The sequence below is a fragment of the Termitidicoccus mucosus genome (genome assembly GCF_038725785.1).
Classification (GTDB): domain Bacteria; phylum Verrucomicrobiota; class Verrucomicrobiia; order Opitutales; family Opitutaceae; genus Termitidicoccus; species Termitidicoccus mucosus.
This window is the reverse complement of sequence record NZ_CP109796.1, coordinates 6,804,963-6,826,784: the sequence shown is the minus strand read 5'-3', so window position 1 is coordinate 6,826,784 and position 21,822 is coordinate 6,804,963. Positions and strand designations below refer to the sequence as shown.

The 21,822-nt window shown below is 58.1% G+C and carries 10 protein-coding genes; 7 read left to right on the top strand and 3 right to left on the bottom strand.

Annotated elements, in window-relative coordinates; all coding sequences use genetic code 11:
• Nucleotides 1-59 precede the first annotated feature (59 nt).
• The 7 genes from OH491_RS24125 to OH491_RS24095 all read left to right on the top strand — a co-directional run bounded on the left by OH491_RS24125 (nt 60) and on the right by OH491_RS24095 (nt 12,286).
• On the top strand, nt 60-2,729 hold the full coding sequence (locus OH491_RS24125; protein WP_084441807.1) for a TonB-dependent siderophore receptor: 2,670 nt from the start codon (nt 60-62) through the stop codon (nt 2,727-2,729).
• Nucleotides 2,730-2,923: 194 nt separating this feature from the next.
• Complete coding sequence (locus OH491_RS24120) at nt 2,924-3,751, top strand: HAD family hydrolase (protein WP_068768670.1); 828 nt, start codon at nt 2,924-2,926, stop codon at nt 3,749-3,751.
• The gene (locus OH491_RS24115) at nt 3,748-6,102 is read left to right on the top strand and encodes a glycosyl hydrolase family 65 protein (RefSeq protein WP_068768671.1); all 2,355 of its coding nucleotides are present in this window, start codon (nt 3,748-3,750) and stop codon (nt 6,100-6,102) included. The genes OH491_RS24120 and OH491_RS24115 overlap by 4 nt, the downstream gene beginning before the upstream one ends.
• A gap of 68 nt (nt 6,103-6,170) precedes the next feature.
• A complete protein-coding gene (locus OH491_RS24110) occupies nt 6,171-7,112 on the top strand; it encodes a D-2-hydroxyacid dehydrogenase (RefSeq protein WP_068768672.1) in 942 nt (313 codons plus the stop codon).
• Nucleotides 7,113-7,277: 165 nt separating this feature from the next.
• Nucleotides 7,278-9,062: an FAD-dependent oxidoreductase gene (locus OH491_RS24105; RefSeq protein WP_068768673.1), complete on the top strand. Its 1,785-nt coding sequence runs from the start codon at nt 7,278-7,280 to the stop codon at nt 9,060-9,062.
• A gap of 38 nt (nt 9,063-9,100) precedes the next feature.
• A complete protein-coding gene (locus OH491_RS24100; RefSeq protein WP_068768674.1) occupies nt 9,101-10,633 on the top strand; it encodes a sialate O-acetylesterase in 1,533 nt (510 codons plus the stop codon).
• Nucleotides 10,634-10,657: 24 nt separating this feature from the next.
• On the top strand, nt 10,658-12,286 hold the full coding sequence (locus OH491_RS24095) for a tannase/feruloyl esterase family alpha/beta hydrolase (protein ID WP_342750739.1): 1,629 nt from the start codon (nt 10,658-10,660) through the stop codon (nt 12,284-12,286).
• Between the two features lie 3 nt (nt 12,287-12,289).
• On the opposite strand, the gene OH491_RS24090 is transcribed toward OH491_RS24095, so the two are convergent.
• From OH491_RS24090 to OH491_RS24080, 3 genes are read right to left on the bottom strand one after another with little or no spacing between them, the layout of a single operon-like run.
• On the bottom strand, nt 12,290-13,831 hold the full coding sequence (locus tag OH491_RS24090) for a sialate O-acetylesterase (RefSeq protein WP_068768676.1): 1,542 nt from the start codon (nt 13,829-13,831) through the stop codon (nt 12,290-12,292).
• Nucleotides 13,828-16,899 carry an alpha-mannosidase gene (locus OH491_RS24085; protein ID WP_084441808.1) on the bottom strand — a complete coding sequence of 1,024 codons (3,072 nt, stop codon included), beginning with the start codon at nt 16,897-16,899 and terminating at the stop codon, nt 13,828-13,830. The genes OH491_RS24090 and OH491_RS24085 overlap by 4 nt, the downstream gene beginning before the upstream one ends.
• A gap of 9 nt (nt 16,900-16,908) precedes the next feature.
• Nucleotides 16,909-21,483 carry an MBG domain-containing protein gene (locus tag OH491_RS24080; protein WP_334318999.1) on the bottom strand — a complete coding sequence of 1,525 codons (4,575 nt, stop codon included), beginning with the start codon at nt 21,481-21,483 and terminating at the stop codon, nt 16,909-16,911.
• Nucleotides 21,484-21,822: the final 339 nt, after the last annotated feature.

Here is a 21,822-nt window from a genome sequence, read left to right as displayed (position 1 = left end):
GTAATCTTTTGTGCCGCTCACAAAGGAAATCCGTAACCCAACTATCTCCAAATACCCAAATGAAATCTTGGTTTTCCTCCTGCATCCTTGCATGTTCCCTGGCGATGTGGCTTTCCCCGTGTCTGTCGCGGGCGCAAGCCCAATCCACAACGTCCGCAAATGAGACTTCGGACAACGACGATGAAACGGTCGTGATGTCGGTCTTCGAGGTCAAAAACAAAAAAGACAGCGATTATCGCGTGGTCAACTCCGTCTCGACGACCGGCATGGCCGAATCCCTGCTGAAGACGCCGCTGCCGATCACCGTGGTCACTGGCGAATTTCTGAAGGATGCCGACCTCGAGGGGTTTGCCGGCGCGCTGCGTTATGTGAGCGGCCTGTCCTTTGATCCCCACACGGCTGACGGCAATCAAGCGCCGGGCGCCGTGTCCGGCGGCAGCAGCACAGTGGGCAATAGCAGTCCAAATCTGAACCGTTTTCGCGGCCAGCCCTATAATGGCACATTCCGCAACGGGCTCAAACTCACCTATGGGTTCTACACGGAAAACGTCGACCGCATCGAGGTGGCCAAAGGCCCGATGTCGGTGTTCGTCGGCGGCGCGACGCTGGGCGGGGAAATCAATGTCATCACGAAGAAACCGATTTTCCACAGGTTCAACGAAGTCTCGTTCCGGGCGGCCTCCCACAGGTCGCATAAAGAGACATTTGACAGCACGGGGCCGATCACAAAGACGCTGGCCTATCGCCTCATCGGCAGCCACGATGTGCGCAATAGCTACCGCGACTACTCGGACGCCCGCATCCAGTATATTAATCCGCAGTTGCTCTGGCGGCCAAGCAGGCGCTTCGACATCCGGCTGGAGTATCAGTATCGCAACGCCACGGGCAACCTTGTCTCGCAAAACGTCGCGTCAACGAGTTTCTACCGCGACACATTCCTGAATCCCCCGCAATACCTTCTCGACGAAGGGAAAAAACGCGCCGGAGCCCTATCCGGGGTGCCCTTCACTATCGCCGAATATCAGACGCGCATCGGCCGTGCCTTCGGCAATCTGCGCACCGACGTTTACAACGCGACGGGGAAGTGGATTTCATTGGGCCAGGGCGAGGCCCTGACGGAAGGCAACGCGCCGAGCGGCAGGGAATATAATTACTATGGCCCCAACGCGCCGTTCCAGACCAGGGTGAACCTGTGGGAGCTGGAGAGCAGGTCAAGCATCACGGACTGGCTCGATCTCAAAGTGCAGGGGCGCTATATCAACACCTATATGATGAACTATTATTATTGGTTCGGCAACCGGATATACGGCGACGGCAGCACGCCCATCGGTTCCGGCCCCGGCGACGGCTTTCGCCTGAATAACGAAAACTACGACGGGAAAATAGAATTCGCGCTGCACAAGACGTGGCGTTACGTGGGGCTTAAAGGTTTGCTCGGCGCGCAGAGAGCCGTCGAATATCGCACGCTCGAGGCGGGCGCATGGGATCTGTCCACCAAGACGCCCGTGCTTGGATCGCCGAACGTGCAGGGCTCGCCAACGACCCTGACCGGCGCAAATATCTTCAACTATTTTGACCCGGCTTTCCATAATTTTCCGGATGTTACCCACGCTTGGAAAGGCGAGACAAAGGGTGACGGGGTGGAAAGCCAGAATGAGCGTCGCACGCACTCCGGCGCGCTCTATGCCGTTGGCATGGTGGATTGGAATCGATTCACGTTTACCGGCGGCTTCAGGCGCGACCGGACTGGATACGTGACCGACTGGCAGGACCACAATGGACACGTAACCTACTATCCGCTGGGCAGCGATAATATCCAGAGAAACTCGGTTCCCGACGCATACACGAGCTCTTGGATGTACGGGGTGGTCATGCGAGTCGTGAAAGATGTGTATCTCTATGGCAGCTACAACTTCGGTGAAACAATTCAGACAGGCGCCAAAATCGCAAAAACAACGTATGCACCGCCGACTGTGCTGATCACTCCCGAGGAAATCCGCGACAATCCATTCCCGAACACCACCGGCAAGGGCCACGAACTTGGCGTCAAGTTTTCACTTTTTAACGGCAAACTCACCGGCAGTGTCGCATGGTTCAATCTCGTTCGTGGTAACATCATGGTGGCGGATGTCGGCAGGATCGCCGCCGACCCGCGCAACATCGGCACGGAAGTGGATCCCAACCCCGACACCCAGCGCCCTGACGTGCGTTATAATATTGGCTGGATGATGCCGATCGACGGCAACAAAACCTCGGGTTTTGAAACCGATCTGATTTGGACGCCGATACCAAATTACAGCGTCATTTTTGCCGCGAGTCACCTCACCACGAACAAGCTTACCGTGTCCGATCCGGTGAGTAACGATCCCACCATCAGAATGAGCTATGAAATATTGAATGGCCGTCCGCTTGAGAATTCGCCGGACGATACGCTTCGGATTTTCCAACGATACTCTTTCACCCGTGGGAAACTCAAGGGCTGGTCTGTCGGCGCGGGCGTGCGCTACCAGTCGTCGCAGATGCCGCAGGCAAATAACGCGAATTGGGGCTGTGTTTACCCGAGCTTTTATGTCGCCGATGCCAACATCGGCTACAAGACGAAGATTTGCGGGAAAGAGGCCGTTTTCAGCATAGCGGTCACAAATTTGTTCGACCGTGTTTATGCCGAAGGCAATTCGACCTATGGCGCGCCCCGGGAATTCGCCTTCACAACTCGCTTGGTATTTTGAGGCGCAAGGCCGCGCGCGTGCCCTATATCGGGTCGTGGTGCGGCCGGCATCCAAGTCTCAAACGAAATGAGCGGCCCGCTCCGTTTGCGGAGCGGGCTTGCTTTCGAATATGCGACGGGGCGCCGCAGTCCAACCGGGTGCCCCGCCACTTAACGACTCACCGATCTAGTCCGGTCCACATTTTATCGCTCATTATGTCTCCAAACGAAAGAACGGTTGCCCGGCAGCGCCTTGTCGCGCCATCCGCCCGCCGTGAGTTTGACGCCGCGATTTTCGACATGGACGGCGTCATTACAAAGACCGCTATCGTTCACTCGCTCGCGTGGAAGCAGATGTTCGATGAATACCTGCGCCGACGTGAGACGAGGGACCATGAGCCGTTTTATGAATTCACACACGCGCGCGACTATCTCGGCCACGTGGATGGCAAGCCGCGCTACAAAGGCGTCGAATCATTCTTGAAATCGCGCGGCATCGATCTGCCGGGCGGTTCGCCCGACGACCAGCCCGGCACCGAGACGGTTTGCGGGCTGGGCAACCGGAAAAACGAGAAGTTCAACCAGATGATCGAGACCGAGGGTGTTTCCCTTTATGATTCCACGATCGCGCTGATCCGGGGAATGATCCACGACGGCATCCGCGTCGGCTTGGCCACCTCAAGCAGGAACTCCGCGACGATCTTGAAAAGGACCGGAATCGCACCTCTATTCGCGACGGTGGTTGATGGCATTGTCTCGGAAGAACTTGGGCTCAAAGGCAAGCCGGCGCCGGACATTTTTACGACAGCGTGCGCGAATCTCGGCGTGCCTTGCGCGCGCGCGATCATAGTCGAGGACGCCGTCTCCGGCGTGCAGGCCGGGGCCAGCGGTGGGTTCGCGTTCGTGGTCGGCGTCGCGCGGGAGGACAATGCGCGCGAGCTGCGAGAGCATGGCGCCGGCGTTGTCGTCAGCGATCTCGCCCAGATCGACCTGGTGGAAATCAACCGGCTGGCGCGAATAAAACGCATTGCGAAACAGATATGAAAAACTTGTGGGAAATCAGCACCAGCGACCATGCCGGCGACAAGGAAAGCCTCATGCGCCGCGGCAATGTTTACCAGATCGCCAACGGCTACATGGGCTATCGCGGAACCTTGGACGAGTTCGGTCCGGAGGAGGCGGTCGGCATTACCCTAGCAGGCATTTTCGACCGGGTCGGCTCGGCTTGGCGCGAGCCCGTCAACGCGCCGAACGGCGGTTTCACCCGGGTTACCCTCGATGGCGTCGAACTTTCCGCGCTCGGGCGCAAGGTAAAGCGGCACAAACAGACGCTGCGTTTCACCAGCGCGCTCTTCATACGCGAGACCGTCTTCGTTTCACGTTCGAAAACACTCACGCTCAGGTCGTCGCGTTTCCTCAGCGCAGATGTGCCGAACCTCGGCGTAATCGAGTTTAGCTTCACCTGCGACAAGGCTGCGAATGTCACAATCCACACCGGCATCGATGGCAACATTTGGGATTTAAACGGTCCCCACCTTGCGTGTCTGACGGCAGATGCCCGGGATGGAATCCTGCTCATGCAGGGCCTCACGCATGAAAGCGAAAAGCGCGTGCAGGTTGCCGAGGCGGTTGATCTTCGGTTCGGCGAAGAGAGTCGGACGTTCACGGCTAATCGCAACCTTCGGATAGTCCGCCTGCGGATGGAGCCGCGGAAAAGTTACACATTCCACAAATATTTCGCGATCTTTACCGATCACGATTCCGTCGGCAAACCTCTCCCGCAAGCCGCGATCGAGACCGTTCGGCAGGCAAAGGCACTCGGCTACGCCGCCTGCCTCGCAAAGCACGAGGCGGCGTGGGCGAAGAAATGGGAGCTCTGCGATGTGCGCATCGATGGCGACCATCAAGCGCAACACGCGCTGCGTTACAGCATCCTGCAATTGCTGATGGTCGCACCGGTGAACGGCAGCGCCAACTCGATCCCCGCACGCGCGTTGTCAGGACAGGTCTATAAAGGAGCAATTTTCTGGGACACGGAAATGTTCATGCTTCCATTCTTCCTCCATACATATCCGGAAAAGGCGGTTGAGCTGATGCGCTATCGCATAAAGACGCTGGACGGTGCCCGGCGAAAAGCGAGGAGTGAAGGGCCGGGCTATCGCGGGGCATTTTACGCATGGGAAAGCCAGGATACAGGCGACGAGGCGTGCACGTATTTCAACGTTGGCGATCCCCTTACCGGCCGCGAACTGCGCACATACTTTCGCGACAAACAGGTTCACATCAGCGGCGATGTGGCGATTGCGATGTGGCATTATTTCAAGATCACCGGCGATGATTCATTGCTTCTGGAAGGTGGCGCCGAGGTAATTCTTGAATGCGCCCGATTCTACTATTCATACGCTTACTTCAAGAAGGAGAAAGAACGCTACGAGATCATTGATGTCGTCGGTCCGGACGAATATCACGAGCGCATCAACAACAATGCTTTCACGAGCCGTGTGGCAAAGGAGACTTTTGCCATCGCCAGTGCGGCCGTCGACTACCTGGAGAAAAAACATCCCGAAGCGCTGCGGCTGGTTCTCGACAAAATAGACATTGAGGCTGAGCTACCATATTTTCGCGATGCGGCAAAACACCTGTTTGTTCCCGAGCCCGACCCCGCAACGGGTGTGATCGAGCAATTCGATGGCTATTTTCGGCTGAACGATATGCCTGTAAATGAGATCAAGACGCTGATGCTCCACCCAAACGAATACCTTGGCACCGCACAGGGGCTGGCGGCACCGACAAAGATTATCAAGCAGGCCGACGTAGTGATGATGCTGAATCTCTTCAAAAACTGCTACAGCTCGGAAATCAAGAAAGCGAATTGGGCATATTACGAACCGCGCACCGAGCACGGTTCCAGTTTGAGCGCCTGCGCGTATGCAATGCTTGCAACTGAGTTCGGTGAGCTTGACTTTGCTTACAAGTATTTCCTGAAAACGGCCAAAATCGATCTCGAAGCCAAATACAAGGTCTACGTTGGAACCGTATTTATGGGCGGCTCGCATCCGGCGGCAAACGGCGGCGCATGGATGACGGCAATCTTCGGTTTTGGCGGTGTGAACGCGGACGAGAACCAACTTGTAATCAATCCCCGACTCTACCGCAAGTGGAAGAGTCTTGAGTTCAACTTTGCCTATCGTGGCGATGTATTCCAAGTGCGGATCACATCTGCATCGGTCACCATCACCGCTGCGCCATCCAATCGACGAGAGCATGCGGTATTGATTGCGGGCACAACTGTGCAATGCCGTCCTGGGGAGGCCGTGACCGTCAACGTCTCGATTCCTCCCGGTCGCGTAGTGTCGAATCCTCGGTGTGAACGCCTTCGCCGCAGCGCGGTTTGAAAATCCGGAGGCATTTATATATTACATGTATATTTTCTCGCTCCTGCCACCATTTCTAAACTCACTCTATGTCAATCGTTCCTCGCATCGTCGTGCTTGATGGGTATGCTCTTAATCCCGGCGATCTTTCTTGGTCCGCCCTTGAACAATTGGGCGCATGCGTCATTCACCCGCGTATTGATGCCGCAGAGATTGTCGCATGCGCACGGAATGCGTCCGCGCTTCTGACAAACAAGACACCTTTATCTGCTGCCACGCTCGAATGGCTGCCTGATCTGCGCTATATCGGCGTTCTCGCCACAGGCTACAATATCGTTGATGTGGCGGCTGCACGCGCACGGGGAATTCCAGTCGCCAACATTCCGGCTTATGGCACTCTCTCAGTGTCCCAGCAAACCTTTGCACTCCTCTTGGAGTTGACGCAGCGAACCGGTCTTCATGCGCAAAGCGTCAGTGAGGGTGAGTGGACAAAAAACGATGACTGGTGTTACTGGAAAACGCCGTTGATCGAGTTGGCCGGGCTTACCCTCGGCATCATAGGCGACGGTCGGATTGGTCGGGCCACCGCTCGCATTGGTGAAGCTTTTGGAATGATTGTGATTCAGGCCACCCGTGCTGGCGGGCGGACTGAGCTCGAACGCGTGCTACGGGCCGCAGATGTCGTGAGCCTCCATTGTCCGCTCACCGATAGCACACACCACCTAATCAATGCAACCACGCTTGGCTGGATGAAGCCGACTGCCTACCTCCTAAACACCAGCCGAGGCATGCTTATTGATGAAGTGGCGCTTGCAGAAGCACTGAATTCCGGACAACTCGCCGGTGCCGGTCTCGACGTGCTGTCAAGTGAACCTCCACCTGCTAAACATCCGCTTCTCACTGCGCGCAACTGCGTGATTACGCCACATATCGCTTGGGCGACGCGTGCAGCGCGCGCACGGCTGCTGAACACGGCGATTGACAACCTTCATGCTTTTTTCGCCGGACGGCCGCAAAACGTCGTTAATTGAATTATCGGCCAATGGAAGGCTTGGTTTTCTACGCGCACCGCACGCTTGGGCCTGAACAATATTCGCTGTGAACGTTTTCACTTTGCCGCCACTTGAAAGCCGAGCGGTGTTTAGAGTTATTCGCTTCCGCGTCCTGTAATCCCTTTTCCCCTTCGTAATTTACATATGACTCATCATCATTTATCGACAGACTTCGTTGTCATTGGAGGCGGCATGGCTGGCGTCTGTGCTGCCATCGCCGCTGCCCGGTTGGGCCGTCAGGTGGTCCTAGTCCAAAATCGGTCCGTTTTGGGCGGTGCTGCTTCCAGCGAAGTCCGCATGCATATTGTCGGAGCCGATTGCGAGGGCCATCGCCCAGGCGCTCGTGAATCGGGTTTGCTGGAAGAGCTTCGTTTGACCGATGCTTGCCGAAATCCTCACCGGTCATTTTCTCAATGGGATCTTCTCCTCTACGAAAAGGTTATCAGTGAGCCGAATATTCGTCTGTTCCTTGATACAAGCTGTGAAGCTTGTGAAACAATAGATACGCCTGTGGGCCGCAGAATCAAATCGGTCAGGGTTGTAAGGCACAGCACCGAAGAGGAGTTTACCATCAACGCCTCTTTCTTCGCGGACTGTTCCGGTGACGGACGTCTTGGCAAGGAAGCCGGCGCGGATTTCGTCATCGGGCGAGAGGCACGGGATCAATACGGCGAGCCATTGGCTTTGCCGGTCGCTGATCGAAAGACCCTTGGAGCGTCGATCCTATTTACCGCGCGCCAGTATCCAACACCGCAGCCATTCGAAGCGCCAGCGTGGGCTCGCCAGTTCAAGCAGGAGGATTTTCACAAAAGAGATATCAGAAGCTATGAATATGGTTATTGGTGGGCCGAATGGGGGGGGCAGCTCGATATGATCAAAGACGAAACCACAATTCGGCATGAGCTGTTACGTATTGCACTCGGCGTCTGGAACTACGTCAAAAATTCCGGCAATCATCCGGACTCGGCCAACTGGGCGCTTGAGTGGGTCGGGGCAATCCCGGCCAAACGTGAATCGCGTCGCTTCCTTGGACCCCACGTCTTGACACAGAACGATGTTCAGAGTGGCACGATTTTTCAGGATCAGGTTGCCTATGGTGGCTGGTGGATTGATCTGCACCCGCCGAGCGGCGTGGATGCAGTCGAGGAGCCGCCGTGTGTTCACGCACCGGTGCCCCACCTGTTCTCGATTCCGCTCCGATGTCTCTATTCACGGAATATCACGAATCTATTTTTCGCCGGGCGCAATATCAGCGCCACACACGTCGGCTTTGCGACTACCCGTGTCATGGGCACCTGTTCCGTAATGGGGCAGGCCATTGGCACCGCGGCGGCCATGGCCGAGCCTTCCGCTAGCATAGCCGGCTTTTACGATGAAGCTGCCGTTGCCCGGCTGCAACAGCAGCTTCTCAAGAATGACGCTTTTCTGCTCGGGATCACCGCTCAGGATCCGAACGATATGGCCCATTCAGCCACAATCGAAGCTTCAAGCCAGGACACAGGCGCAGATTGCCGCAACATCGTTGACGGAATTACTCGCGAGCTGCCGGCACACTTTGGAAAGTGGGCCGACGATAAGACTCACTGTTGGGAGTCACACACCGTACCGGCATGGATTGAATTGACCTGGCCCACTACACGTGTGATTTCCGAAATCCATCTGACTTTCGATTCCGGTTTTCAGCGAGAATTGAAGCTATCGCCCAGCGATCATCATAGCAAGAAAACCATTCGCGGTCCGCAGCCTGAACTCGCTCGGGATTACTCCCTGCTTCTCGACGGAAACAATGTATTGTCGATAACCGGCAACTATCTTCGGAAACGCGTTCATTTACTCAAAACACCCGTCACTGCTAAGTCGTTACGGATCGAAATCGCCACTACAAATGGTGCTCCGAAAGCCCGGTTATTCGAAGTGAGAGTCTATTGATATAGCTAAGCAGTGGCAAAAAATATCATGCGCTAAAAATGAAAATTCTGCTTAGTCTAGCTGCCTTTTGGATGAGCGTTTCGCTGCTTGCGATTGCGAACGGCGGCATTGTCCCCGCTCCGCTCTTCACGGATCATGCGGTGCTTCAACGCGAGAAACTTGTTCCAGTTTGGGGAACCGCGAGCGTCCGCGAGCGCATCACTGTCAGCTTCGCCGGCCATGTTGTCGCCACCACTGCCGACGCCGATGGTCGCTGGCGAGTCGATCTGCCGGCCCTTGAAGCTAGCGCGGAGCCGCGCGATCTTGTCATCGCAGGTGCCACCGAACGCCTTTCGCTTCACGATATTCTAGTTGGCGAAGTCTGGCTCGCCTCCGGCCAGTCGAATATGGAATGGTGGCTGAAGTGGACATTCGACGCCGATCTGGAGATTCGCGCGTCCGGCAATTTTCCGCTCATCCGCGAATTCAAAGTTGATCACACGGTGGCTGACACACCCGCAACCACGGTTAGAGGGCAATGGAAACCCAACGGGCCGGACACCAGCGGGAATTTTTCTGCGGTTGCGTATTACTTTGCGCGCGATCTAGCGCTCCATCTGCGAGTGCCAGTAGGAATAGTCTGTAGCGCGTGGGGAGGCACCGAGCTTGAATGTTGGACGCCTGAATCAGCCATATTGTCGTCGAAATATTCGAAGACTATAAAAGCGCGTTGGGAATCAACCATCGTAAAATTCCCCGACTACGGAGCCGCAATCGCGAAATATGAAAAGGATCTGGCACTTTGGAGAACGGCGAGAGATGCCGCCCTCGCTACCAGAAAAGATTTCAGCGATCCGAAGCCGATTGAACCGGTGGGCCCTGGGCATCGACTCACACCGTCCGGTCTTTATAACGGAATGATCGCTCCATTGATTCCCTACGCTTGGCGTGGAGTGATCTGGTATCAGGGTGAATCCAATGCCGGACGCGGGGACGAATATAAGGAACTTTTCCCATTAATGATCAGCGCATGGCGGAACAGTTTCGGGCAAGATAACATACCCTTTTTTTGGATTCAGATTCCGAGTTTCGGCGGTGGGGACAGCAATGGCACCGTTTGGGCATCTCTCCGGGAAGCCCAGGCTCACGCGCTCTCTCTTCCTGCCACCGGCCAAGCGGTGACGCTCGATATCGGAAGCGTGACGGACGTTCACCCGCGGAACAAGCTCCCTGTCGGACGCCGCCTCGTTCGCCTCGCCTTGCATCGCGCCTACGGATTCGATGTGTTGGACCGTGGTCCGGTTGTCGCCTCCACTGTTCGCGAAGGCGACAGCTATCAGGTGCGTTTCGATAATGTCTCCAAAGGGCTGCAAACTCCTTACGCTGATCTCGGCGGTTTCGAACTAGCTGGAGCCGACCGTGTGTTTCATCCCGCCAAGGCGAAAATCGAGGGCACCGGCACGGTAATACTATCTTCTTCCAAGGTGTCCGATCCCGTGGCGGTGCGCTACGCGTGGCGCAATGCACCGAATGCGGGATTGTTCAATATGGACGGGCTGCCCGCCGAGCCTTTCCGCACGGATGATTGGTGACACCCATCCGCTTTGCCGTGAAAGATGAGCGCGATTTCTAAACTTCAAATGATGGGAATACGACAACTCTTGATGCTCGGCTCGATTGTTTGGTTTTGCTTGCCGCATATTGCCTTTGGTGGATTCGACGACATTGCTAAGGCCAGATTCGCTACTGAAACGATCATTGCCAAAACGGAGGTTGTTGCGGGTGGTGAATTCCAACTGCCAAACGGCAAGCCTCTTCCAGGTAAAATTCCACCGTTCTGCCGGGTCGTCGCGACCTTGAAACCGACGCCGGACTCGAATATCGAGATCGAACTCTGGATGCCGACAGAAAACTGGAACGGAAAAATCCTGGCCACTGGCAACGGCGGGGCCGCTGGCGCAATCCAATACCGCGTGCTTGCCGCAGGAGTGCGGCGCGGTTATGCCACTGTCAACACGGACATGGGAACGGCGCCCAATGGCGAAAATCTCACTGACCATCCCGAGCGATGGGCGGATTTCGGTTTCCGCGCGACGCACGAGATGACGCTGGCCGCCAAAGCGCTCGTGCGAGCCTACTACGATCAGCCTGTGCGCCACACCTATTTTGTCGGCGCTTCGACAGGCGGGCAGCAAGCATTGATGGCCGCGCAACGCTATCCTGACGACTACGACGGGATTGTTGCGGGCGCGCCAGCCAACAACCGCACGCATCTGCATGCCATGTTCGTCTGGAACTGGCAGGCTGCGCACAAGACGCCGGACAGCTTCCTTACGCGGGAGAAAATCGCCTTGGTCACCAAGGCCGTGCTCGCCGCAGGCGCGGGCAAAGATGGAGGGGCGCCCACTGACAACTTTCTGACCGACCCCCGGCGATGCAGATTCGATCCCGTCGTTCTCCTGCCGCCTCCAAGAGAAACAGAGGGTGCGGATTATCTGACCCAGGCGCAAGTGGCGGCGTTAAAATCAATTTACTCCGGCCCGGCCAATCCGCGCACAGGCGAACAAATCTACTCTCCGCCGCCCCATGGCAGCGAATCCCTGCTGCTTCTGGGAAATAAGAACACCGATGAGCCGCCAGCGTTTTCTTTTATCTTCCGCTGGATTCTTGGCGTCGATTTCGATTTCCGCGCGTTCGATTTTGATAAGGATCTTGGGCACGCCGATCAGCGGCTGGCTCCGCTCTTGAACGCCAATGATCCGGATCTCTCGAATTTTCAGCGTCGGGGTGGAAAGCTCCTAATGTATGCAGGCACAGCTGACGCAATTACGCCGTTTCAAGATGCCATAGATTATTATGAGCGGGTTGTAGCGACTCACGGCGGACTGGCTAAGGCACAGACATTCTTTCGTTTTTTTGTGGTCCCCGGTTTGGGACACGTTGGGGGTGGGCCGGGACTGAACGATTTCGGTCAATCGCTTGAGACGCGGCTGCCGCAAGATAGCGAGCACGATATTCTTCTGGCACTAGAGCGGTGGGTCGAGCAGGGGGACGCGCCAGAAAGGCTTGTCGCCACCGCCTACAACGGCGGAGATCCGGGCAAAGGAATCCGTTTCATGAGGCCGATCTTTCCCTATCCGAAATTTCCGGAATACATCGGAGACGATCCCCATTTGCCTGGCAGCTTTCGAGCGGTCGAGCATGAACGAGGCGGCACGTCCACTATAAAACGCACATCGAAATAAAATCTAGCTGGCGCGTTCCACGCCGGAGAGTGTGGCGTCGCTACTTGAGACCGCAGGCCAATCGTCGGTTCGGAAAGGTGAGGCGGGAAATCCTTCGCGATTGTAGAGATTGCCATCGGGATTATCGGCCCAATTGTAGCGCACGGCGACCGGATGCCGAATCCCGTCGTTCCAGACCACCACGTTATCTCCTTCGATTCGAGCCTCGGCCCATACAAACCGATGCCCGGCGTCCGCGATGGCAAAACCTGTCAATGGCTGAACGGGATTCGATTCGTTCCGGGCTCCGGGTTTTCCGGCGATGAGACCCGAGCCAATGTGCATAAACGAGAGCCGTATCCTGCCGCCGGTGATTTCAAGGCCGCGGTAGTCAGGGCCGGAAAAGACAATGTCGTCGCCATGGACGACACACCGGGCCGCCGCCGCCAATCGTCGCCCAATGATTCTTTTTCGTGTCGGATGAATGTCATCGTCGTCCCCGGCGTCGATCGCGACTGCCATCGCTGTGCGAGGCAGGCGCAACGCTCGACGTTGAGCCTCGCGAATCCACGGCCAATTGCCTTCGCATGGGTGTTTGGCTGGGGCCCTGAAATTCGCCAGCTGCACATAAAGGAACGCCATTGTATCGGTTTCCCATTGGGCACGCCAATCTTCGATCAAGCGCGGGAAAAGACCGTCATATTCCAGAGCGTCAGTCAGGTTGCCGCCGTTGCTTTCTCCCTGATACCAAAGAACGCCGCGCAAAGCGTAGCGCCGCAAGGGAGCGATCATCCCGTTGAAAAGGACGGTGGGACGATTGCAATCTTCCTCCGACATCGGCGCTGGCTGTGCTTTGGCAGTCCCATTATCGAGAATATTCCGCGCGTAATTCAGAATATGCCTTGCAAACGGAGGCTCCTTGGCCAGCCCTGCGAGGCTCATCCAGGCTTGGACCCGTGTGGCGCCCTTGTAGGCGCCGATCAGGCCGATGGGCGTTCCCGTCCGGCACGCGATATCTTTCCCGAAGAAGTAGGCGACGGCCGAAAAACCGTGCCACGCCCATGTGTCCGCCATTGTCTCGGGGGAGCAAATCACCCAGCGGCCATCCAGTGCATTGACTGCCGCACCAAAATCTTCGCACGGCAAAAACGATGTCGCCCACGGCACGAAAAACATGCGGATGCGCGTATCGGTTGCCCCTGAAATCGCTTGCGCCGCCTCGGCATCTGTTTGCAGGCCGAATTCCATGTTGGACTGCCCCGAAGCCAGCCAGACATCGCCTACGACAACGTCAGTATATTCAACTGTTCCGCTGGACGCGGTGACGCGAAATGCTCTCCCACAAGTCTCGGCTGGTTCGGGCGCGAGCGTTACCTGCCACCGTCCTTGTTCATCTGCATTTCCACGCTGAATCTGTCCGCCAAAAGAAACCTCGATGACTTCCGCAGGTGCTGCGTGACCCCAAATCAAAAGCGGCACGTCTTGTTGCAAGACCATGTGATCGCCGAAAATCGCCAACAATTTCAGGTGATGTATCCGAGGTGATTCAGTATGGTGCTTGCTCATAAGGCTTCCGATTCACGCGAGAAACAAACGCTAACAATTTCATAAGGACGAAAATCCACGCTGTTGGTTAATGGTGTATTTGCTTTTTCAATACTTCCGTCCAGCCGACAAGGACACACGCTCCACCCCGGGGCAACGCAAAAGACCGCCCGCCCGGGAACTCCAGCGACTTCGTGCAACCGCAACACCCAACATCTGCCATCCACCGGCATCGCCCACGCTGGAACGAGCGTCGGCGCGCCCTCCACGGCGAGTAATCCGCTTGAGTAGGGTTCGCCGCAATAGTGCACTGGCTCGGTAAACAACGTATCGGCCAATGCCGCCGGATTCAGCTCCGCCTCGGCAGAAGCGTAACGCGTAATTGCCAGCCGCATGACGTGCCGACCTTGGTCCGAAAACGGAGATGCCACCGACAACCGGCTCAATGACGGCGGGGCTGCGACGGCATGATCATCGTGACCAGCGATCCGCGCACCGCGCAGCAATGAAACCGTAAGATCGCCGTTGCGTGCGCTGAACCCGTATTTCGCCTCGGTGATGATTGCCAATCCATCGCTCTCGCCATCATGTGACACTGCGGCCCAGCGGCTGCCCGGAACCTCCCACTGTGCCTCGGTCGCAAGATTACCCGACAACTGCCCGCGCAAGGCGCTTCCAAACGCCGCCCCGAAGCGCGCGTTTACTCCGCGATATGCGGTTGGAAAATGCAACTTCAACAGGGTTTGCGGTTCCCGCCAATCCACCTCGGCTTCAATGCGCAGCACCGGCTCGCCAGCCTGCAAAATATAGCGAAGCGTGAGCTGGCTGTTTCCTCCCAAGGGGTGGGTCACGGCAAGCACTGCTTGTTGTGGCGATGCTTGTTCGAGTTGAAATTTCGCAGGTGTGTTGACGGGGATGCCAAGATCAAGTGTATGCCGGTCGATATCCCACGCATCGAAATTTGCCGGACGATCCACATAGAGAATGGCGCGGGCTGCCGGACCTGTGAATATCGTGTCCACTCCGTCGATGGCAAAGCGCCGCAACCAACCGTCATCGTCGATTTCTGCGAACACCCGCCCATTTGTTAGTGAGCGTTCCGTTGCCACAACTGGCGCAGGTGATTTCATTTTTACGGACGCGTCCCTAACCGGCACCCCGGATAACGGAGGCAACTCATGCCACTCGGCTTCGCTGGAATCAGGTGATTTAACCCAGCCACGCCAGACCTGTGGCAGCGGATTGAATACATGCCAGGAACCACCGTCTCTTGAGAGTTCCTGTTGGGCTGCGTGCTGCTGATGTTCTGCTAATTTGATCAATTCTGGGATACCCTCGTCATAAACCTCCGCCACCGACGATCCGGGTATATAGTCGTGAAACTGCGCGAATACCAGCCGTCGCCATGGCTCGGTTAAGTCTGGCACGACGCCTGTCGCAACGGCAGTGGCTTCTCGTATTTGCAACGCTCGCTCGGCCGCACGAAATACCGCTTTCAAATTACTGTGTGTGGTGTAGGTGCCGCGGTGGTATTCCAGATAAAATTCCCCCTGATATGCCGGCAAACTATCCCGACGCTCAGACAGCCGCTCAAAAAACGCCTCCGGGTGGTCCCATGTTATCTCAGGCATGCCCGCCAATCGGCAAAGCCGGCGTGCTCTCTCGCACATTTCTTCCGTCGGCCCGCCTCCGCCATCGCCAAAGCCGGTCGGATGCAGAAATTCGGGATGAACGGCTGACTGGGCATGACCGCAGGCGTTGGCGTCGAGTTCATCAAGGTCGAGGGAATTGTTGTAACCGACGTTTTGTGTCACGTGCGCTACGACTTCGCTTCCGTCGAAACCCCGCCAAAGAAAACTGCTGTAAGGAAATCGATTCACAGCACTCCACGTGAGCTTGGTGGTGAAAAACCATTCTACGCCGGTCAGCCGCATGAGCTGGGGCAGACAGCCGCTGTAACCGAAAACATCCGGGAGCCAAAGCAGCCGCGCTGGGTGTCCGTTCATGCGTTGGAATTCCGCCTGTCCAAGCAGGAAGCTGCGGGCGAGCGCCTCGCCACACGGAAGCTGGGTGTCGCTTTCCACATCCATCGCTCCGGTCGCCTGCCATTGGCCGCTTTGCATTCGTTGCCTCACCGCCTCGAACAATTCCGGAGCGCGTCTATGCACCGCCCGATAGCTGGCCGGTTGCGAATAAGCGAAGAGGAATTCGGGATACTGGGACATCAGTCTGTTCACGGTCGCGAACGTATGCACCGCTTTGGCCTCACCGATCCGCTCAGGCCAGAGCCACACCAGATCTATGTGCGCATGACCAGTCAGGACCGCGCGCACCACCGCACGCTGTTCGCGTATCTCTACCATCGCGGCTGCTATCGATGCGCGGAACGCGTCAATGCCGTGGAGATCGTGTGCGTCCACCGCCCGTCCGAGAAGATGCAACAGCCGACGGAAAAGCGGCGTGGTATTATCGACAGAAGGTTGTGGACCAAATGACGGTGGCGTTGACGGGGCTCGGGGGCCTTGTCGCACGCGCAGAAAAAGCATCGCGTCGTAGAGCGCTTGCAAGTCATGCGCGGCTGCCCAGGCGGCATCATCACGTCTGGTCAAAAACGCTCCGTCGAAACGGCTCCCCTGTGGCGAAAGTCCGGTGGCGTCCGGGTGCCAGATGCCGGATTGGCAGCAGGTGCCTTCGATCCATAGCTCGCGCGTATCGGGTGGGATGGCCACGCGCCGGTGCGCCGGATCGAAACCGTAATACGGCACGCTTTCGACATACAGCGTCGCCTCGCCCTGATCGCGCCACTCCAGATACAGGTTGCCTGAATCCGGGGCGAACCCAGGCAACGCCGCATGGAACCATCGCTGGTCATAAAGCCGACCCCAAGCCGTCCCGCTTGGCACCGGCTCGCGTGCCTCTTTCCTCACCTCCGCGAGGCGGCGGTGATGCGGCGTCGGCAAGGTCGCCGTCACGGTGATTTCACTGCGGTCGCGCCATATCCCGGCGCGCAGGCGGCGCAGCAGCGCCTCAGCCCGCTTGGGCACCAGTTGTAGGAACGGATCGAGATGCAGGCTCATCAGGATGTCCAAGGCATTTGTTCAGCGCATCCGGCGGCGGCATAGCAGCGAGAGGGTCAGGAGGGCCAGCGCCCACAGGCTGAGCGCGCCGCCACCACCGCCGCCGCCGTTGCCCGAGCCGCCACCCGGAGGTTGCGAACTGCCGCTGGTCGTGGCGGTGACGGACAGGGTGACAACGTTGTCGGACGCGTCGATCGAGCGGATCGCCTTGTTGCCCGTGTCGGCGACATACAGGGTGCCGTCCGCCCCCATGGTGATGTCCTCCGGATAACTGAACCACGCGTTGGTGCCGGAGCCGTCCTTGAAGCCCGGCACGCCAGGTATGGTGCCGATGCCGGGATATCCGGCTATCGTCGTGATCTCGCCGCCCGCGAGTTTCCGGACGAGCGAGTTGCCTGTGTCCACAAAATAGAGGTCCGGGCCGTCGAGAACCAGTCCGCGCGGCTCGTTCAGGAGCGCGGCGGAGGCCGGGCCGTCATCGCTGCCCGCCGTGGCGGGCTGGCCCGCGACTGTCGAGACCGCGCCGCCATCGAGCGCGATGGCGCGGATGGTGTGGTTGCCGGTGTCGGCGACATAGAGTGTCCCGCTGCCTCCCATTTCCAGCAACGCGATCCCCGCTGGTGCATTGAACAGCGCCTGCGTGCCGCTGGCATTGGTCGTGCCGGAAACACCCGGCGCGCCCGCCAGCGTGGTGATCGTGCCGGATGCACTGACTAGGCGGATGACATGGTTGCCCGTGTCGGCGACGTAAACGTTGCCCGCCGCATCCACCGCAATGGCCGAGGGATTGGAGAGTCGTTTAGTCGTGTCGGCAATGGTGCCGGACAGCAAGGTCGAGACCATCCGGGTGGAGAGGGCGACGGTGCGGATGCTGTTATTGCCCGCATCGGCGACATAGAGCGTGCCGGAACGCGAGACGAGGCCGGCCGGCGTGTTGAATTTCGCGGCGGTGCCGGTGCCGTCCACCGCGCCGGGCGAATCGAGCATGCCCGCGAAGGTGGTGACGTTTTTGCCGGGGGCGATCGCTTGGATGACATGCCGGGAGGCATCGGCGACATATAGGGTGCCGGAGGCGTCCATCACGATCGCGGAGGACTGCGCGAAGCTGCTGTCGGGATCGGGTGTGATCGTCACGGTGGCCGGATCACTGATGATTTCGCCGGCGGGCATGGTGATGACGACATCATACACCCCCGCGTCGGAAGGCTTGCCGGCGAGCGCGAACGTGGAGGCGGTCGCGCCGGGAATGGCCACGCCGTCCTTGCGCCACTGGAACGAGGCTTCGCCGGACACCACGACAGAGAGAGTGCGCGGGGAGCCGTTCTGGACGACACCGCCGGAGGGTTGCGCAACGGACACGATGGTCAGCGTGCCGGACGCGGAACCCGTGTGGTTGGCATCATCGATGGTAGCCGTGACCGCGTAAGTCCCGGCGTTGCTGGGTGCCGTTGGCCCGCCATTATACATTATCTGGGTGGCCAGGTCCGCGGGAGTCGTCGTGGCACTTGCCGTTTTTGGCGTTCCGTCGTGGATGGCAAAAAGATTGCCCAGGGTCACCGCGCCCGAAGCTTTCGCGACCACCAGGGTGCCGGAGGCGGAACCCGCGTAACTGGGATCACTGAAGGCGGCGGCAACCGCGTATGAACCGGCACCGGTCGGCGGCTCGGCGTTGCCGTCATAAGTCACCACAACCTCCAGCCCCAACGGGTCGGTCGAGACCGTAACGGGTCTGGGCGAGCCATTGTAGGTTTGGCTCAAAGCGCCGAGCGTGATGGTGGCGGTGATCTGGCTGGCCAAGGCCGCCACCTCGCCCGAATCCGGACTCTCGCCCTCCGGGTTGCTGCCGGAGACCACATAGTAGTAAGTGGTGCCGCCAACAACGCTGGTATCGACATAGCTCGATTCGGCCACCGACGGAGCGATGGTTGCATAGGGACCGCCGCTCGTTGTCGCCCGTTTGACGGAGTAGCCGGTCACGTTTGGCGAGGCGTTCCAGCTCAGGGCGACCTGCAAGTGTCCCGTGGCGGCCCGCAAACCGACCGGCGCGGTCGGCGCGACATAGTAAACGGGGACAAACATCACGGCGTCCGCCGCCACGAGCCCTTGGGCGCCGACGGTGCTAATCAGGACGTTTTCTGCCGCGCCTCCCGCAAAATTATACACCCCCAGCAGCTTCCACACGCCGTTGTCCACCCGCTGGTCAACCAGCACCCGTGTCGTGCCTCCGTCATGAGTGACATCAATCGGGACGGTGCTGCCCCGGTTCGCAGCGGCACTCCATCGAATCCAAACGGAATAGTTCCCTGACGACAGATTCGGGGTAAACTTAACGCTGCCACTGGCGTCGCCGGACCATATACTGTCTGATCCGTAGTATCCCGGCACGTTGGTGCTGCTCGTCCAGGATCCGGTGATTGTGACACCGGTGCTGTCCGCGTTATCCATGGTCAGCGTCGGGAGGACCGGACTCGACGTCGGCCCATCGCCTTGGGTGTTGTTCGCCGTGACGACGTAGTATGAACCGGTCGTGCCGCTGGAATCATGGTAACTGGTTGTGTCGATCCCAGACGCGAGCGATATGAATGGCCCCTCGCTGCTGGCACCGCGCGAGACGGTGTAACTTTCGGCCCCCAGGGTCATATCCCAAGACAACTGCACCGGACTGCCCACTCCTCCCGCCATGCTTGCCGTCAAGCCGGACGGCGCGAGCGGGGGGGCGTCACCACCGGGGGAACTGGTGAACTTCAAGATCACAATCGTGTCGGGCACATCGATTGACACGGTGTTGCCGCCGTCAACGGCCAGATTCACACTGCTCATGTTGCCCAAGTCGTCGAAGCGATAGAGCGTCGGGCTGTGGATCGGGGTGGCTGCTGAAACGCTCAGGCTCACGGGCGCGTTGTCGATGTCGGGCGGCGTGCCCGGGCCAAAGCTGCGCACCTCCTGCCAGAGCAGCAGATAGAATTCCCCCGTGCTTTTTTGAAGCAGGGTGTGGTGCACCTCGCTTCCCGCGCCGCCCAGCGTAAAGTTCAGCGCGCCGGTCGCGAAGGAGTTCTGCCCCCGCTCCGCGAGCAGGGCCGTGAGATTCTTCATCGCCGTGAAGGCCGGTTTGCGGGAGCCGTCGTAACGCACCAAGCCGAAGTTCATTTCGGGATCTTCCTTATCGGGGTCCGGAAGTTCGTCGATCAGTTCGTATGCGTAGGTTTTCAAGATGCCCCGGTTCCAATATTCCGCGAACATGCGCGGGTAATATTTGCCCTGGGCCTTTTCCGTGACTCCCCCGAGATTTGGAACGGTAAACCACCCGCTCTCCGTGCAGACGATTGGGCGCGGCGGGTCGAAGAGGCCCTTCGCATTGTTAATATTGTTGTCCAGGTTCTTTATGGGCTGGCCCCCCGCCGCGTAGGAGTGCAGATTGACGTAGTCTGTGTAATCGTCGATTTTCCCCTTGAGAAGCGCCTCGCCGACGGGAGCGTTTTCCTGCGTATACATCGACGGGGAGATCAACTTAAGGTGCTGCGTGCTGGCATGGCCGCGAACATAAGTGGACAAATCCCTCATCGCGTTCACATCACCTTCGGGGAACAATACTCCGTTGTAGTTGTAAATGTTCCCCGGGGCATTCATTTCGTTCGGGCCCTCGACACTGACGAAGACATCGGCGTATTGCCGGAGCATTGGCCCGAACCAGTCATTTGGCGCCTGGGGATTCCAGATGTAGGGCATGAGCATGTTGCCCCTGGCGCCGATATTATTAAACATGTTGCGGTAGGCGACCCAATCACTGTCCGAGCCTTCCCTCGCCCCCGTCCGATAGTAGCGAATGCCAACCTCCCCGAGCAGGCTTTCCACGAGCGCCACATTCGAGTAGGGCGTCGCATAGTCGCGCCACGAGGCCCTTTTGATATTCACCCCAAGGCTCTCGACGAAGTCGTCGGCGCGCCCGGCTTTCTCGTTCGCCACATACTCGATTATCAATTGCGGCACGATGCCTGTTGTATGCTCCCGGCTCGCAAAGGGGATCGCCTTGCGTCCGCTGCTCGTTCCTTCGTCGCTCATTTTGAGCAGCAGTCCGAGGTTGGATCCCACTGCCTGCTGCACCGCGGTCACAAAGGCACCGCTTGAATTCCAAGTGCAGAGGACCGGCACAGTCGCTGCTTTTACCGGGAGGTCGAGCGTTGAAAGCACTGGGGCGTCGTAAGTGCCGCCGGCGGTTGTCCACATAATCCCATCCTGCTGCCCGGCGGAGTTGGGAATGCGATACGCCCAAGTGGAGGCATTGTTATATAATTCCGTCGTCATGGCATGAAGGTCGAGCGTTATCGTTGCCGTATCGCTTGCGTCATCGCGCCGGGGGTTCTGCAATACCAGCTGCGCGGAGGTTATGCTCGCGCCCTGGGGAATGGCAGTCAGGTCGAACACCAGCATGCCGTGCAATGCGCCGCCGGCTAGTCGTCCGACCGACAACTCGGTCGTTGTCCCGTTTGCGCCGCCAAACGCGATATCTTCCCGCACGGAGCCGTCGGCAACCGGGGTTAGCGTGGCGACTGCCGCGTCAACCGGGCAAACGCCGCCGATCAGGGCAACGATACTCAAGAGAAAAATGAGATTAATGATTCGTTTCATTGGAGTGGGGGAGCGCATGGTTTTGGATGTTTTTTCGGGATGAAAGCGGGTTGCAATCATGGCCCCCTCGTATTTTTTCATCCGCGCCCTGACTACACCCAAGAAAGTGAAAACGTTCATACTCGCCCGGGAATCGCCGCCCCATTGCATCCCGGTGAAAGGTTAGTGAACGCTTTCATGCCCTTGCGGATTGCCCTTTCGCGCTTGGATGGGTGTTTTGTCGGACGGATAACAGAATCCCGGCCCTGAACCTTGCGTGGCCGGGTATCTGTCCCCGGTTATCTCTTTACACTCCTTTTTAACACTCAT